At 59.8% G+C, this 15,748-nt stretch carries 15 protein-coding genes; 9 read left to right on the top strand and 6 right to left on the bottom strand.

The genetic code is table 11. The annotated features are described in order from the left end of the window. Window positions 1–212: 212 nt before the first annotated feature. On the top strand, window positions 213–1,568 hold the full coding sequence (locus AB0N24_RS26720) for a ParB/RepB/Spo0J family partition protein (protein ID WP_364131415.1): 1,356 nt from the start codon (window positions 213–215) through the stop codon (window positions 1,566–1,568). A 417-nt stretch (window positions 1,569–1,985) separates the two neighbouring features. Here the strand turns inward: AB0N24_RS26720 and AB0N24_RS26715 are convergent, their stop codons facing one another. Continuing rightward, window positions 1,986–2,210: a DUF2188 domain-containing protein gene (locus AB0N24_RS26715; protein ID WP_364131413.1), complete on the bottom strand. Its 225-nt coding sequence runs from the start codon at window positions 2,208–2,210 to the stop codon at window positions 1,986–1,988. Between the two features lie 924 nt (window positions 2,211–3,134). Between AB0N24_RS26715 and AB0N24_RS26710 the strand changes: the two genes are divergently transcribed. Next, window positions 3,135–3,872 (top strand): hypothetical protein, encoded by a 738-nt coding sequence (locus AB0N24_RS26710; protein WP_364131411.1) that lies wholly within the window; start codon window positions 3,135–3,137, stop codon window positions 3,870–3,872. 353 nt (window positions 3,873–4,225) lie between these two features. On the opposite strand, the gene AB0N24_RS26705 is transcribed toward AB0N24_RS26710, so the two are convergent. Then, window positions 4,226–5,461: an IS110 family transposase gene (locus tag AB0N24_RS26705; protein WP_364131409.1), complete on the bottom strand. Its 1,236-nt coding sequence runs from the start codon at window positions 5,459–5,461 to the stop codon at window positions 4,226–4,228. 472 nt (window positions 5,462–5,933) lie between these two features. Here AB0N24_RS26705 and AB0N24_RS26700 point away from each other — a divergent pair, with 472 nt between their 5' ends. The 5 genes from AB0N24_RS26700 (at window position 5,934) to AB0N24_RS26680 (ending at window position 8,979) form a co-directional block, all read left to right on the top strand. After that, complete coding sequence (locus tag AB0N24_RS26700) at window positions 5,934–6,209, top strand: glutaredoxin family protein (RefSeq protein ID WP_364131406.1); 276 nt, start codon at window positions 5,934–5,936, stop codon at window positions 6,207–6,209. Between the two features lie 54 nt (window positions 6,210–6,263). Continuing rightward, entirely contained in the window at window positions 6,264–6,791 is a 528-nt protein-coding gene (locus AB0N24_RS26695; protein WP_364131404.1) for a single-stranded DNA-binding protein, read from the top strand. A 96-nt stretch (window positions 6,792–6,887) separates the two neighbouring features. Further along, window positions 6,888–7,079, top strand: coding sequence for a hypothetical protein (locus tag AB0N24_RS26690; RefSeq protein WP_364131401.1), 192 nt, complete (start codon window positions 6,888–6,890; stop codon window positions 7,077–7,079). Beyond that, a complete protein-coding gene (locus tag AB0N24_RS26685) occupies window positions 7,069–7,332 on the top strand; it encodes a hypothetical protein (RefSeq protein ID WP_364131398.1) in 264 nt (87 codons plus the stop codon). Before AB0N24_RS26690 ends, AB0N24_RS26685 begins: the two co-directional genes overlap by 11 nt. Window positions 7,333–8,316: 984 nt before the next feature. Next, window positions 8,317–8,979 carry a hypothetical protein gene (locus AB0N24_RS26680; RefSeq protein ID WP_364131395.1) on the top strand — a complete coding sequence of 221 codons (663 nt, stop codon included), beginning with the start codon at window positions 8,317–8,319 and terminating at the stop codon, window positions 8,977–8,979. 135 nt (window positions 8,980–9,114) lie between these two features. Here the strand turns inward: AB0N24_RS26680 and AB0N24_RS26675 are convergent, their stop codons facing one another. Continuing rightward, complete coding sequence (locus AB0N24_RS26675) at window positions 9,115–9,795, bottom strand: hypothetical protein (RefSeq protein ID WP_364131392.1); 681 nt, start codon at window positions 9,793–9,795, stop codon at window positions 9,115–9,117. Between the two features lie 1,232 nt (window positions 9,796–11,027). Then, window positions 11,028–11,165: a hypothetical protein gene (locus AB0N24_RS26670; RefSeq protein ID WP_364131389.1), complete on the bottom strand. Its 138-nt coding sequence runs from the start codon at window positions 11,163–11,165 to the stop codon at window positions 11,028–11,030. Between the two features lie 443 nt (window positions 11,166–11,608). On the opposite strand from AB0N24_RS26670, the gene AB0N24_RS26665 reads away from it, so the two are divergent. Further along, complete coding sequence (locus AB0N24_RS26665) at window positions 11,609–12,037, top strand: hypothetical protein (RefSeq protein ID WP_364131387.1); 429 nt, start codon at window positions 11,609–11,611, stop codon at window positions 12,035–12,037. Between the two features lie 915 nt (window positions 12,038–12,952). After that, the gene (locus AB0N24_RS26660; protein WP_364131384.1) at window positions 12,953–14,353 is read left to right on the top strand and encodes an Abi family protein; all 1,401 of its coding nucleotides are present in this window, start codon (window positions 12,953–12,955) and stop codon (window positions 14,351–14,353) included. Window positions 14,354–14,830: 477 nt separating this feature from the next. On the opposite strand, the gene AB0N24_RS26655 is transcribed toward AB0N24_RS26660, so the two are convergent. After that, window positions 14,831–15,100, bottom strand: a complete 270-nt coding sequence (locus AB0N24_RS26655; RefSeq protein WP_364131382.1) for a hypothetical protein — start codon at window positions 15,098–15,100, stop codon at window positions 14,831–14,833. Between the two features lie 219 nt (window positions 15,101–15,319). Next, a partial coding sequence (locus AB0N24_RS26650) for a hypothetical protein (RefSeq protein WP_364131379.1) occupies window positions 15,320–15,748 on the bottom strand: 429 nt, incomplete at its 5' end.

Genomic DNA, 15,748 nt, shown 5'->3' with positions numbered 1-15,748 from the left:
GGGCCTGCGGCGCAGGAATTTCCCTACGGCGCTCCTTCGTCGCTGATTTCCTTCGGGAATTTCCCACACCTTGCCCTCGGGTAGACAGGGCTCCGTCGGCCGCCGAGCAAGCGAGCTTGCCAGCAACCAAAAAACAACGGGGGGAGGGGACGCTGGCCGGTCACCTGATCCGCCCCACTCACCCCCACTTCTCGGCAAGAAGGAGCAACACCATGAACGCAACACCCGTACTCGAATGGCTCGATCCGGCAACCCTGACCGTGGACACCAACGTCCGCAAGGACGCCGGACTGACCAAGGAGTTCGTAGCCAGCATCAAAGAACACGGCGTACTGGAACCGGTCATCGCGCACCGCAAGGACGACGGCACCGTGCACGTGCTGATGGGACAGCGCCGCACCCGTGGCGCGGTGGAAGCCGCCCGCCCTCGGATCCCTGTCATGATCACCGACAGCCCGAACGAAGCGGAACGGATAGTGACGCAGGTGGTTGAGAACATCCAGCGCGCGGAACTGACCGAGGCAGACGAAGCGGAGGCTTACCACCAGCTTTCCCTGATCGGCGTCTCGGCGGCAGCAATCGCGAAAAAGACCGGACGGACCAAGACGACCGTCGAGGGCGCGTTGAAGGCCAAGGCATCACAGGCCGGAGATGCCGCCCTGGGCAAAGGGTGGAGCATCGACGAAGCTCTCATCATGGCCGAGTTCGAAGGGGACGAGGACGCCACCGCTGAGTTGGAATCGGTCATCATGGACGAACCAGACCAGCTGCTCCACGTCGCCCAGCTGCTGCGCGACCGGCGCGAAAGCGCCGCCGCACTGGCCGCGCTGATCGTGGAACTGGAAGCCCAGGGCAGGACCGTCGTTGAGGACGCCGGACACTACGCCGACGAAGAGAACATTTACGTCTCTGCCGCCAAAAGGGCAGACGGGGAACCCGCCACCGACGAGGACGCCAACGCCTATGTGGTCAGCATCGACTACCGGGGCCAGCACAACGCCACTCCTGCCATCACCGGATGGAAGGAACTGGGCTTCACGCCGAAGTACGAACGCTACGACGGCGGAAGCAACGTGCAGAAAGGCCCCATGACCGACGAGCAGAAGGCCGAGCGAAAGACTCTGATCGAGAACAACAAAGCCATGGTGTCGGCCACCACCGTGCGGCGCGATTTCGTCAAATCTCTGCTGTCGAAGAAGCAGGCCCCGAAGGGATGGCAATACTTCACCGTTCACGCGATCACGCACCATTCCGAAACGGCCAGCGGCTACGAAGGAACGGTGGCCGCGGAAATGATCGGCGCGAAGTCGGAAGAGTCCAGCCGGTGGGGATGGAACCCCCTGCGGGATCACGTGGGCAAGTCCATGGCACGGCCCGAGTTCTCCCTGATCGCGCTCGTCTGCGCCGGTTACGAAAAGACGATCGCCAAGGACTCATGGCGGTCCCCGTCCCAGACCCACCGGGACTACCTGAACCAGCTGGTCACGTGGGGATACACGCCCAGCGAGGTTGAGCAGATCATCCTCGAGTCCGGCAAGTCAGCCGAGGAACAAACCGAAGCGGCATAAGAAAGAACCCCTTGCCGGGCGGAACCCCCACCGCCCGGCAAGGCCCCCGACCACTCACCAAGACAGGGCCGGGAACCTCCCAAAAGTCGGGCGGTCCGCCGCCCAGGGCGAACCACAGCAGCCACTCACCAGCGGCGGACCGCCAAGTAACGCGCCACCACTGACCGCTCAACCAGGTGCCGCGCCACCAGGAACAACGACGTCCACCAGGGCGCCGCACGCACACCAAGAAATATTCAGCTAGGCTGAATCCATAGATTTCCTTTGCCGAGGAGAACGCAGAAGGGCCGGCCTACCAGCCGGCCCTTCTTGTGTCCCGGGCACAAACACGCCGGCGCGGCCAGACAGCTAATATGCTGCTGGCCAGCGCCAAGGGCACCGGCGGGGATAGCCCCGCCGGCAGACCCTCAGCCACAACTAGCCCGGAACGTTGCGAGGATCGTTTCCGTAGCTGTTCTTGCCGGCAATCTGCCCGTCCTGGTTCTTGATGACGTGCTCAACCTTGTCCCGCTTCGCAGCTTCCCGCCCCTCAGCGACGGCCTCGTCCTTGGTGCCGCCGGTCGAAAATGCGCGGTCGGTACCTTCGCGCTTGTTCTTCCACGCGCCGTCCTCGTAGTACGTCTCGATATCACCCTGGGCCATTTAGATCCCTTTCGCTGTTACGGACTACTTACCCCGGCCACGCTACACATATGCACCTCCAGGGCGGCGCAATTAACTTCAAAGATTAGAAGCGGCCGGCGGCCGCAAAAGATCAGCCATGGACGATGACCTGTGAACGATCAGACGAGGCCGACCCGAATGCTCGCGGCGGCGGGCGGCAGCTTCTACGGCGGCTCTATTCCGAGGACCAGGCGCAGGGTGGCTTTGTCACTTTCAGAAGCTGACTGCACAAACCTTCCCGTGTTTCCGGGTGTTGTGAAGATGACTTCTGAAGGCTGGCTGGTCGGTACTCCTCTGCACAAAGGTCGTTCTGTTCGGTACTCCTGTTCACAAACGAGGGACGCATGGACCGCCGAACCTGTTCGACTTGAGGCGCGGGGACAGCCGACAATGACGGATTCCCATAGGAAGCCCAGGGGCCGGGCTGCAGTGATCGGGTCGTTGGGCCGCGGGGGTTCTGAAACTGGCAGCGGCTGTCGTTTTCAGAAGCTGGCTGCACAAGCTTCCCCTGAATTTTAGGGTTTGTGCAGAGGGCTTGTGGCCACTAGCTGGCCGGCACTCCGATGCACAAATCTTCCGTTCGCTCGATACTCCTATTCACAAATGCACAGGTATGTCTCGAAACCCAAGGGTTACGGGACGCAAGGCTGCCGCCAGATCTCTCGGGCTAGTTAGACCCGGGCGGTGAAAAGCTGCCTCAAATTTGGCGTTTCCTCAACACTGCTTCAGGGCGCTCCTCCCATTTCGGGGATTGCATGAGTCGAAACTGATCTCCGTACAACTCTTCATTGTCACGGGTACTGTGCCGGAGGAGACTTGAGGACACGGCATCGCATCTCGGGCCGCCTGCGGGGCCACCTGGCTGCGGGGCCTCACAGTACCCTATAGCGGCTTGGTGGATCGATGAGCTCCAGGACACCCCTCGAGAAGGCCGCTCAGCGGTCGCACCATCACTTGCCCTTGGTGGCTATCGCACTGCTGGCATGTTTCGGCCTCTCGGGGTGCACCCCCACCGAGACACCATCCCCTCCACCCACGTCGGAGGCCAGCGACATCCCATCGCTGCCGGAGAGCGGCGACATCGACGCCGGCACATACCTCGTCACCCGCTTCACGGTGCCTTTCGAGATCACCGTCCCAGACGGCTGGTCGACTGCCGACGGCGAAAGCATGGCCAAGGACGACCCGGATCACCCAGATGAATGGGCCGTCTACCTGACTTTTTGGCCCGCGGACTATGTACCGACGGACGCATGCGCGTGGCAGGGCGCGCTCGTCGAGGTCGATCCGTCGGCTAAGGCCTTCGTCGACGCGTTGACGGCGCAGACGTCAATGTCCAGCACCCCTCCCGTCGAGGTCGTGGTGGGCGATTACTCCGGTGTCGAGTTCGACCACTCCGTCGAGGGCGCGGTGGACATCAAAGCCTGCGACAACGGTCAGTTTTGCGTTCACTCAGAATTCTCGAACCTATGCACCCGCTGGTACTCGAGCGTCGCGGAGCGCGAAACCTATCGGGTGGTCGACTTGAACGGCAAACGCGCTGTGCTCGCGGTGAGCCAACTTCACGAATCGATCAATCCTGAGCTGACGAGAGAGGCACGCGCCGTCTTCGACTCGATCGTGTTCAGGTCCGACAAGTGACCAGCTGATGCGATAGGCGATCCCGCCCGAGGGGCGCCGACTCCTTCTCTGGAACCGCCGGGGTGTCTCATAGCCTCAGTGTCTCGAAGCGCTTGGGATACGAGACGTCTCCCTTTGTTGATCTGAGCGAGGCTTCATGGCCGGGATTTCTTAGAGATGCCGGAGCCTCTTCATGGCGCACGATTCTCGTAACTATGTGTCGAAATCTTCTGGCCGAATCGGAGTATTCATCGTTAGTTTCGAGACACATCGAGAGGCCGGCGCGTGCGTCTGCTTAAGAAGCCGGTAGCGGGGTGTGCAGAGGACTTCTGCATTTTGTGCAGTCAGCTTCTAGTACGAAAATAGACGCACGCTCATGCAACCGCCGGTGTGAGGCTGACGTCATAACCGAGGGTTTTGAGTTGCCGGATGGCCTTGGTTTTGGTCTGTTCAGGTTCCCTTTTCAGGTAGAAGTCCGCGCCGGGATCCGTGTAAACCTCACCGTTGGCGAGCATGTGCCAGGTTGCGGTCAGAATGGCGTGTTCGATGGCGACGATGGCTTTGACCCGGCCGCGCCGGAGTGCGATCCGTTTGTATTTGACGCTGAGGTAAGTGTTTTTGCCGCGTGACGCGGACATCGCGGCGATGCCCAGCGCGCCCTTGAGATATTTGTTGCCGGGCATGATTCTTGTTGATTTGACCCGGCCGGCGGATTCGTTGGATCCCGGGCAGACACCGGTCCAGGATGCTAAGTGCGCGGCCGTGGGAAATACGCTCATGTCACCACCTGTCTCGGCGATGATCACGTCAGCGACGAGTGTTGAGACACCAGGAATCGTGCTCAGCGCTTCCCTGGCCGCACGAAAGGGCTCCATGACCGTGTCGATCTGCTCCGTCAGCACGGTGATAGTTCGGGCAAGCTGATCGATGCGGTCCAGATGCAGCCGGACCATGAAGGCGTGGTGCTCGCCAAACATACCGGTGAGCGCTTCGGTCAGTGCCGGGATCTTTGACCTCATGCTGGCCCGGGCAAACTGCGCGAGTACCTGCGGATCCCGTTCCCCTCGGATCAACGCCTCGAGCATCGCCCGGGACGATACCCCGGTGAGTTCACTGACCATGCCCGAAAGCTTGATTCCCGTGCTCTCGAGGAACTTCTCCAGGCGGTGGAGCTCCCGGGTCCTGTCTTGGACGGTGACGGCACGGGCACGCGTCAGATCCCGCAACTCGCGGACGGGGCCGGGCGGAACGAACGAGGCCCGCAACAACCCGTGCGCGCCAAGCTGCGCCAGCCATGCCGCGTCGGAAACATCGGTCTTGCGCCCGGGCAGGTTCCTCGCATGCCTGGCATTGACCAGCATGACCGGAAGGGACTCCTCAAGCAGATAATAGAACGGCTTCCAGTAATCGCTGGTCGCCTCCATCACCACGACGGTGACGTTCTGTTCTTCCAGAAACGTCCGCAACTCCAGGATCTGGTTTGTGGTGGATCCCCAGGTGGTGACTGTCGAGGTGAACTGGCCCCGGCGCTTGCCCGGGACTCTGATACAGACTTTGGCGTCGCGTTTGGATATATCCATCCCGACGGACCGCTCATGGACGATGTCCATTGCCGTGGCACTTTCTGAAGTTGAAGGGACATGAGCATGTGACTGCCGCGGAGAGGGCAGGGAGTAAGTCAGGAATCTAGCACTCGTGCTCGAAGCAACAATCCACGGTTCCCGTGGAAGCCCTCCACACCACGCTGAAAAACGGGCTCAACTATGGCACCAAGAAGTCACGGCGTTAACCGCAGCAGACGTTAACATCATGCAGCCGTCCCCGCCGTCAAGCTACAGCCGGTAAGCCAGCCGCCCCCATTTTCGACCCCCACGGCGCGGTAACGCCCCTGGACCGCTGAAAATGACAGCATACGCCAGTCTCCTGACGGACCATCGCTTGTTCTGCTCGAATATTTAAGGCCAAAAACCCCTAGATTTAGCGGTGAAATGCCTTCTCATTCAGTTGAATGATTGGTAGAATTGAGGTAGCAAGTCAGCCAGTCGAACCTAACTAAAAGTGATACGAAACCGAGGACTGAAAATGACTCTCACCATCTACACCAAGCCCACCGGATGCTTTGGATGCGCCAAGACAAAGCAGAAGTTCGCAGAGGCCGGCATTACCTTCCATGAAGTGGACGTCACCACGAACCCGGCAGCCTTCGAGTACATCACCGAAGAGCTCGGCTACTCCCAGGTCCCCGTCATCGTCTACGACAAGGACGGCACCGAAAACCACTGGTCCGGCCTGAACCCCGCCAACATCGATCAGATCATCAGCATCGAAGCAGCCGCCGGCCGCGTCCGCGAAGCCTAGAAAACCCCCGCCTTTGCCGCACCGAACGAAACCAGCAGAGAAGGAACGAACCCAATGTCAGGCGAAACCAGCATCACCGTAATCGGCAACCTCACTAACGATCCGCAACTGCGACGGATCCCGGGTGGATCCGCGGTCGCGAACTTCACCATCGCCTCCACGCCCAGGACCTTCGACCGGCAGAAGAATGAATGGGTGGACGGCGAGACCCTGTTCCTGCCCGCCGGCGTCTGGCGGGACGCCGCGGAGCATGTCGCGGAATCCCTCACCAAGGGCATGCGCGTCATTGCCTCTGGGTTGCTGAAGTCCCGGACCTACGAGACGAAGGCAGGGGAGAAGCGGACCGTGATCGAACTCGAAGTCGAAGAAATCGGCCTGTCCATGCGATTCCAGAATGTGGCGGTCAGCGGCACCCCCGACGTACCTCGGGACAGCAGCAGGGGCGACGGGGACGACACCTACCGGCCCATCAGTGAACCGGCCCCGCAGTTCGCCGATGATGACCCGTGGTTCGGGAAAGAGGCCAACCCGGAAGGGCGGATCCACCACCCCGGGCCAAACGGTGAACCGGCTTACTGGTGAGCTGTCAGATCCCCGATGCGCTGATGCCGGCAGAGGAGTGGGACGATCCATTAACGCCCCGTGCGGGATACCTCCTTCAATGCAAAGGCTGAGACTATGACTGAAGTCAGCGACCCTGACGCCGTGGCCGAATCCGAGATCGACGAGGCCGTTGCTTTCGCCGACGCCGCACAGTACCTCGCCGGCGGCCGCGCCGATGACCGTTCCCGTGAACTGGGCCGCGAGGTACTGCGCGGAAACCTGACACACCGGCAAACTGTGGAGGAATACCTTGCGGATGCCGTCTAAAAAGATCGCGGCTTTCACTCCCTACTTCACCGAGGACGAGGCCGGACAGGTCCGCGCAGCGTTCCTCGCCGCGGGCCATCTGGAAGGCGACGCGAGCGTGTCGGACTTCATCGTCCGGGCCACCATGCGTGAAGTGAAGCGCCTGCAGCGCAAGCACAACGGCGGAAGACTGTGGTCACCGGTGATGGCCGGTGGGCTGCGACGCGGACAACGAACAAGGGACGAAATGCAGCACCGAAACGAGGAAGTATAGCTATGGCGAAGTGGACCGACGAAGTAAACAAGACGCAGATGCATCCACGGTGGTCGGGTCCGTATACGCGCAGTCGGCTCGATCGTTTGCACGCCGCCAAGCAGCCCGATCCTCTGCGCTGAGCTTGCCGCTGGCGGCCAGGCCGTTGGCGAGAGCGAAGATGCCGGGTGGGTGCCCCTGCGATTGGGAATTACCGCCTGGTAGCGGACATACCTAGGCTGTTCGCTGAGTTCCACGACGCCAAGCCTCTCACGCGAAGACGACGCCGCTGCGGATGGGCGTGCTTGTTGACCTACAGCACGACGGCTACCGGGGCTAGGGTTGGGCCATGACAGACGGTGGGCGCCGCAACGTTTGGTTGCGGATGACGGACTCGATAGGCGTGACCGAACCAGGGAAGAAGCCGGCGCGGCCCAGCCCCCGCATCTTGGTGCTCCAAATAGTGGGCTATACCGTAATGACCGTGTGCTTCACGGCGCTAGCGTTTGGGACACAGGACAACATTGTTTTTCTCATCGCCGCTGCCCTGTCCCTCATAGTTGCGGTCGCCTCTCTCGTGATGTGGATTCAGTACATGCGCTCGGACCGTCCCAAACCGCATAGGAACCCTGAGACTGACACACGATAATGTCCAGCTTCATGCCCGACGGTGGCCACTGCGGCGGCCCGGGGATGTGGATTTGAACGCTTCGTGGCGGTGTTCTGTCATCGCTTTGGTGTCCACCTGCGCCCGTTAGCTGATCGTGAGCCCAACCCTCTGCGGCACGGTCCCCTAAGCGGATCCTTCACCAGGCATAAGCCGGACCATGGCGCTTGGCGGGTGCCGATTAGGCCGGCAACAACCTTGGTTCGTTAAACCCTGTCGCGAATCTAGTAGCTTGGAGACGTGTCCCCTTAGTCCTCCGGTCGCTAGGATCTGCACAAGACGCATCAGCAGGTTTTCAGTGGCGCCTTGTCAGCGTTTGTGCTTCGGGGAAGAAGACGATGAGCGGTATTGACGATCTCATGGCGGAGGCCAATGACCGCTGGGCAGACGCGACGAGAAGAGCCCAGGGCGTCGAAGACAACGGCCTAGGCGAGGCCGTGAAGACCTATTACACCCGCTATTTCCCCGCCGGATTCTTCATCCTGGTCGCGGCCGGGACCATCGGCGGAACCCTGGCTTTCCCGGGCACACCGGAGAGGTGGCCGACCTTCCTAACCTTCGGGTTTCTCCTTGGATTTCTAGGCGCCCTGATTGGGGGCTTGGTCTACAACGCGAAGAAAGTGGTACCTGCAGCAAAGTTGGGGAGGATCGATGTGCTTCTTTCCCTGGAAAACGAGGAAAAGAAGCAGGTCCGTCGTCAGATCGCAGGGAAGGGACCCATCGATCCGGAACATCTTTCGGTCACCCGGGCCGCCGCGGTGCAATTACGAAAGGGCCTCGCCACGCAACTATTGCTTCTGGCGCCGTTGTATCCGCTCATCTTCATTCCTCAAGTCATCAACTTGGCCCTCCGCGGTGACAGTCTGTTCGCTTGGCTGATGGCAACTGGTGTGGGAGTAATAGTGGCCGGGGTAGGGTTTCTCGTCCGTGACTTCCGGAGGGCGGGCCGGTTCCTGACTCACACAGCGGAGCAGGCAGCCCCAGGCAACGCGCCGTTTTAATGTTCCAAAGCCGAACCCTGACCGGGCCGAATATCGGCTCGGTCAGCGCGTGAGTCACAAGAACGGCGAGGAAGAGCCAGCGAGAGGAAAGCTACCCTCAACGGGCCGACGTGGGCGAACTCAAGGGGGTGCTTTTCATGCGGGCGTTCCGGTCACCTCTCTGGCCAGAGCCACCCCAGATTCGCTCATTTCGTCCGCGAGCTTCAACACGTCGTACATCCCCAGCTGAAATTCGCGGCTGAACGCGGTAACCCGGGTTCCGTTGTCCGTGGCATCAACCACGAAACGGATGTGGGGCCGTACCTTCAGGTGCCTGGCAGCGTCGTGGTGGCGCCATTCGCCCTTCCACTCGCTGCTGATTTCCACCCAAACGTCCGAACCCGTGATTTTCGTGGTCAATCCGGGCTGGCCGAACACCCGGACCAGGGCTTCCACCGCGTCGTGGGGGGACAAAGCGGTGATCCATTGCTCCTCGTTCTGGAAGTGATGCCGGCCGGGCCCGAACTGCAGCATGATGCCTATACCTACCAAGTTGGGCCATGACGCGGCCAGCACCAGGTTGCGGGGATCATCGATCAGCTGCCACACAAACTGCAAAACGCCGAGTAGAACAGTAATGAGGAGAAAGATTCTCCTCCAGATGCCGGGAACCGGAACCAGGTCCGCCGTGCCGCGTTTGCCGGAGGCAAGCCAGGCTCCGAGGACGAGAGTAAGGAGCGCTTGGACGCAGGGAACGATGATCGGAACGATGTCAGATCTGGGGTCCGGGGCGGAAACCAGAACAATGATCACCGACGTGACGGCGAGTCCGGCCATGACCAGTCCTGCGCCGATCCGAATCCTTCTATCCCGCGCCGATGTGTCCATGGACCACTGTCAGCGAGCCTTCGTCCCCTTGTCAACGGACACCGAGAGCGGCCGTTCCGTAAGTCAGTCTCAGCTTGGCCTGGCGGTTCTCCAGTCCGTTCAACCGAACCCTGACCGGGCGGAAAGCAGGGCTCCTTAGACCGAGCGAAGGCCAGAGAGCCGACTCGTGACGAGCAGAGTAAAAGCGACAATGAACGGGCAGGGAGCCAGCGCATCAAGGTTGATCGCTAGAGCGTCCCTCATCCCCAATGGTGGGCGCCTCACCAGGCTTTGTGTTTAGCCATCGTCCAGACTTCGCGCTGTCGCTACGATGAGGCCATGCAGCAAGTGATAACACAGTCGATAGTGCTCTCACTGATCGGTATATTACTGGCTACTCCGATGGTGATATTCGTCACGAAGCATCCACGATGGATGAGCGAGCCGCTGGATACCCAGCGGAAAGCCCTGATTATGCTGTTTTTCATAGGGCTGTTTTGCGAACTCGCAGGAGGGGCCATGCTCGTAACTGCTAATTACTGAACTGCGGCAGCGCTCCCATGCAGAGTCCTGCAGCGCCCTGTGTGCAGCTGTTGATGACGGACTTTGGCGGCGCAGGACGCTCACCCCCGTACGTCGCAGGCCGGCGGCCGTCAGCCGAACCCTGATCGGGTGAAAAAGGGCTCCTCCGACGAGTGAAGATCAGCGAAGCGGATCGTGACGAGCCTGGGTGAAAGCGACGATGAACGGGCAGTGTGAACCAGGGCGAGCCCGTCTTGTTCCCAAATACTAGTGTGGCTTGTAGCCTCGGCACCTGAGGGAGGCGGAGGCACCCAGCGGGCACCGTGACTTCGAACCCCTGCCCTTCGCTGATGGGGTTTTGCGCTGTTGCTTCGAGGTGCGCTTTCGTGGGACCGCTCTTTATAGGAGTCGGTGAACATGCAATTGGGGATCGCTCTTCTCGTGGTTGGAACCGTCTGGCTCATTTTCAGGAAGGTGATTGTCCGACAGCAGCTGTTGATTCTCCGTCCGCTCCTGCGCTCAGGTCAGGAGTCACCGGAACAACGGGCCAAGGCCTTGGAGCGAGTCATCGTGGAGGCGGTCCGAGTTTTGAGCTGCGACACGGGCGGGCCAGGGACGGCGCTAATAGGGTGGCCGGGGAAAGAAACGTGCCCGGCGGCGGGCACTCACTACGCCGGGGATTACGCCGGGGACGTCGTAAGGACGCCTATCAAGGCGTAGAGAAGCAGGCCGATCGAAATCACGGTAAAGATCGCAACGGTGGTCCGTCCTTGGAAAGGCTGGCCATCGTGCGACCGTTTGGATCGTGTGTAGAGCATGCAGCCTCCAAGAATTAGCAGGCCTGCAAACAGCGGTATCAGGGGCCAATAGGTCATGGAATCACCGCCCCTGCTTTGGCGTGCTCCGAGCGAGCACAGGATGATCATCGACCACGTTTGCCGCTCAGTGCAATAACTAAACCCAATACTTTTACACACGACGAGGACTATTCATGGGTCAGCAGAGTCGTGGATGTTCTGGATCAGGCCGCCTCAATGGTCCTGGATGAGGTCGACATGCTCAGTCATTTTACGGAACCCTGAGTGGGCCGAAAAGGTGGTCGGGTCGCCATCTTGGCCGAATAGTCAGTTCACCGCGGGAACCAAGTGTTTTGGGACAAATGCATTGGAATGCGGGCGGCCGGGAGCCCGTATCGGGATGGGCTGTTTTGGGACCTGACCCTGGTCTACGCTCTGGTCATGGCAAGCGGAATTGAGGCCCGGTGAGTTCCCCGAAAGAGGGAAGGAAGCCACCGTTTGAGGTGCTCTTCGCTGTTTGGGCGTTGATGGCGGCGATAGCAGTGATGGACATTCTTGGCGCCATGGCCATTTTCGAAATGGCGACAGAACCGAAGCCGGCATGGGTTCCCTGGCTCTTCGGATTCGTCCTGCTGCTAATTTCCGTGATCGGTGCCAGTTTCGTGCAAACCCTCAAAGATGGCGATCGAAACATGCGCTATTACCTGAGCTACACCGTCGTGCTGTGTGGATTCGGCTTCTCTTGGCCGCCTTCTTGGACGTGGCTATTCTTCCTCGTCCCGATCGTCCTCATCGGCCCACTTTGGCTGCCGCAGGCTCGGCGTTTCTTCGACGACGCGGACGACTCCGCTTCGGAGAGTACAGGGCCGCCGGCGCCCGGGCCTGCCCCGTGAGAGGAGCTACCAGTGCGAACACTCATTGGATCTAGCAGTGCGCAAAGCATCCATGCCGTCGTAGCATCCATCGCCGCCGAAAAGGCTATGCAACTCTGACCGGCGTTATGCGCGGCCTTCCGACAGATGAGGACTGTAGGCAGCGGCGAGGCAAAGGCAGCCAGAGGTAAACCACACGGACCGGGGTATTGACGGCCCGAACGGCCGCCGCCGAGCGTAGCATGAGGATCTCGCGCAGGAGGCTTATTTTGGGGCAAGAGTCGTTAGTTCCGGAGTGGGGACTTCCACTCTTGGCTGTTCTAGGCGTGTGCCTGTTAGTCCTGATTGTGCTGAGCCCTATAGCCGTGGTTCGCAACCAGCGGGCTAGGACCTCTGCGCGAGCCAAGGGGATCCATGTTGAAGGCGTAAGGGCGACCAAGTCTCTGAAAGTGGGCGTTGGGTCGGAGGTCCTGCGTGAGGAAATTCGTTCAATTGTGAAAAGCCAGAAGCGATTTTCACGAGTTGAAGAAGCCCCTGGAGGCGTGGATGTCTATGTGCGAGGCAATTTTTGGACCTGGGGGGAGTTCATAGAGATTAGATTCTCCGAGACAGACGACGGCAGCGAAATTTACGCCACTTGCCGCCCTCGGGTTCCTACGACCCTCATTGACTATGGGCAGGGTGCCAGCGACTTGAGCCTGTTCATAGATCTTCTGCTGCACCGGACGGAATCCGGCCAGCGGGGCTATGGCACCTAGGCTGTTCCGTTCCACCCTCAGCCCAACCCTTAGCGGGGTGTCGGGTGTTGTCTACACACCAGGGTGGCGCGCGCACCTACAAACCTGTTACTCTTTTTGCAACAAGTCCGGCCGCTAACTTCCGACAGGAAGGGCGGCTGGTTTTATTTAACCGTAGACAACGAATTAGATTGTCCGCATGCCTAATGTCTACGACAAACCCTTCAAGACTGTTTCCGAGCAGATTGCACTGCTCCGTTCGTATGGCATGGATATACCCGACGACGACAAGGCGACTGCCTTGCTGGAATCTGTTGGGTACTACAGGCTCAGTGGCTACTGGTGGCCCTTCCGGCAAATCGACACGAACTCTTCGCCAAGCAAAGAGCTGCGGTTGTCGACTTTTCTGCCGAACACCTCGCTGGATCAGATCGAAAAAATATACAAGTTTGACCGCGGACTGCGAGTCCGAGTGTTCGAAGCCATCGAACGGGTTGAAGTGGCGATGCGGTTCCGCATAGGTCATCTCCTGGGTCAAAGCCACCCATTTGCGCATCACAACCCCCAGGCGCTCAATCCAGGCTTCACGAAGATCACGGACCCTGCACATCCGCTACGTCATTCCGAATGGTTGTTAAGTGACCATGTGGAGTTCCTCGGGACCGTTCGCAAGCTTGAGGCGCGGTCAAATGAAGGGTTCGTTAAGCACTTTAAAGACGGCTACAGCCATGACTCTCTCCCGACATGGGTAGTCACGGAGATCCTCACCATGGGCGCACTTGGCACACTCTTCGAGGGCCTGCCACAGCCCCTAAAGGTCCATATCGCCGAGGAATTCGGTCTAGTCCGCAAAGACCACAGCGGCGACGAGAGCGCCCTCCAGAGTCTCTTGCTCAACCTGGGATTTGTCAGGAATACGTGTGCACATCACGCACGCCTCTGGAACAAAAACATTACGCGAAAAATTGGGTTGCCACACCACATTGTCGATTTGAACCACATAACCAAAACCCCGAACGCGCATACGCGAATATATGCCACCTTGGCGGCCCTGGCGTTCCTACTACCGCGCATCAATCAAGACGACGGTTGGCGTGTCGACATGCGGGAATACGTGCGCAGAGCCGTCAATGACATAAATCAGTCGGCTTCGCTGATGGGCTTTCCAGCAGACTGGGAGCAGCAGGAAATATGGCAAGACTTGTATGCTCCATCAGATCCCATGCCGAAGGAGCATCGGGCTCTAAGACGGTCCTTCAAGTCACTGACGCCCGCCGTGGCAGCCGCTTACCTCTTTCCTGCAGAACAAGGCATCGGCAGCAAGAAGATGCGAACCCTGCGTCAGTCCGGTTCGATATTTGGACTCAATATTGGAGGGACGTTCGAGTACCCGGACTTCCAGGTTGATAGGGACAACAATCGGGTTTATCCGCTGGTTGAAGCGGCCAATAAACGCCTCGAAGCGAACGCAAAGCCATGGGAAGCCGCGAAATGGTGGTCGAATTCGCTCTCGTGGTCAACGGGCGACACGATGAGTCCTGTGCTTTTCCACTCGAAGGGACTCATGTCCCAGAAGTTACTGGACGAAGTCCTTCCGTAAGCAGCACGGGGTCGCCTCAGCCGCCTCATTGCTCAAAACGGCGCTGCTCCACCTGGCCGTTGCGGTAACCCTGACCGGGCAGAAACTGGCCCACTCGAGCTTTGGACTCCGAACACACATCTCCCCGTCGGTTCTTAACGATTGCAACTCTTACGGGGCCGCCAACCAAGGACTCGCAGGCACCACGAGTTGGCATTTTGAAAGTTCTCAGTGGCCAACCCTCGGTGCTGATTCTTTGTGCAGCAGATATGGCCAAATGATGATGAACGCGGCTATCAGGCCACCAAATCAGTCCGCCTAGTGCAGTGACTGGTCCGGGTGAGAATGTGAGGATCAGTGCCGGGATGATGAGGGCAGCTGCCATTAGGTCCGAATGCGCGTTCGGTCCATAATGGACGCTCACCATCCGCACCGCTGGTCTTGCAGTCAGCGTAACAGCGGCTTTCACCATGCGCACGAGTAGGGCTACCCGAAAAATCAGTGATCGAGCTCCGGGTGCTTCCCACCGGAGTAACCTTCAAGGGCGCGGGTCCGGTCCAGTCGGTTCTGGTAATACGCCGCTCCAACTGCACATGCAGCCGAAAGCGACATGGCCATCCAATCACTGATGTGGAACCGGAGCTCAGGGGACTCCGAGGCGTGTAATGCCGTCCAGCCCAGCCAGAAGATGGCATTAACTATCATCCATGTGCGGGCGCGGCGGAGGTCGTCCGCGCTGCGGGCCTTGCGTCTGAACCACCTGGCCATGCCCGGACTATAGCAGTTGGAATAGCAGGACCCAATGGCTATTGCCGGCAACGAGCGTTGGCTCCGCGAGCACTCAAGCCGTAGCTGGTGATTGATGCACTTCAGTGCACTTTCTGGTCTCCGTTCTTCGCTGGGAACGTTCACGAAGCTCTACGCCGTCGGACCCTCAACTAGCCCCTCGCCGAACCCTGAACGGGACGAATGCTGGGATTGGTCCTCTTAGGGGACGGTGTCGGCTTTCACCGCCAGCCCCAATGAAGCGCACACGTTTTCGTCCCCTGGGATGACAGCGGCCCGGCCATCACTGAGCACACATACTGTCAACAGGTCGGGAACCGGGTAGGAGAAGCTCCGGTCATACAGGCCTGGATGTGCCATGCCGTTCGGGCTCTTGGGGTCGAACGCGTGCTGGGCCCACAGGTCCCGGCACGCGGCCAACGCATCCTCGATAGGGATTGGGTTGCGTTGTGTCGATGGCTCGCCGACCCGTGTTCCCTCCCCCAGTACAACTGTGGTGCCGGGGAACCAGCTGCCGTGGAGTTCGGCTCGTGCGAAGCAATCAATTGAGCTTTTGTCCGTGACAGGCAGTTGCATGACGACGGCACCTCCGGTTGCCACCAGGGCGACGGCGACTCCGGCAAGCAGAAT

Origin of the sequence: Arthrobacter sp. NPDC093128, from assembly GCF_040683875.1 — a bacterium.
GTDB lineage: Bacteria > Actinomycetota > Actinomycetes > Actinomycetales > Micrococcaceae > Arthrobacter.
The sequence above is the reverse complement of the archived record's forward strand: the minus strand, read 5'-3'. Positions and strand labels throughout refer to the sequence as shown.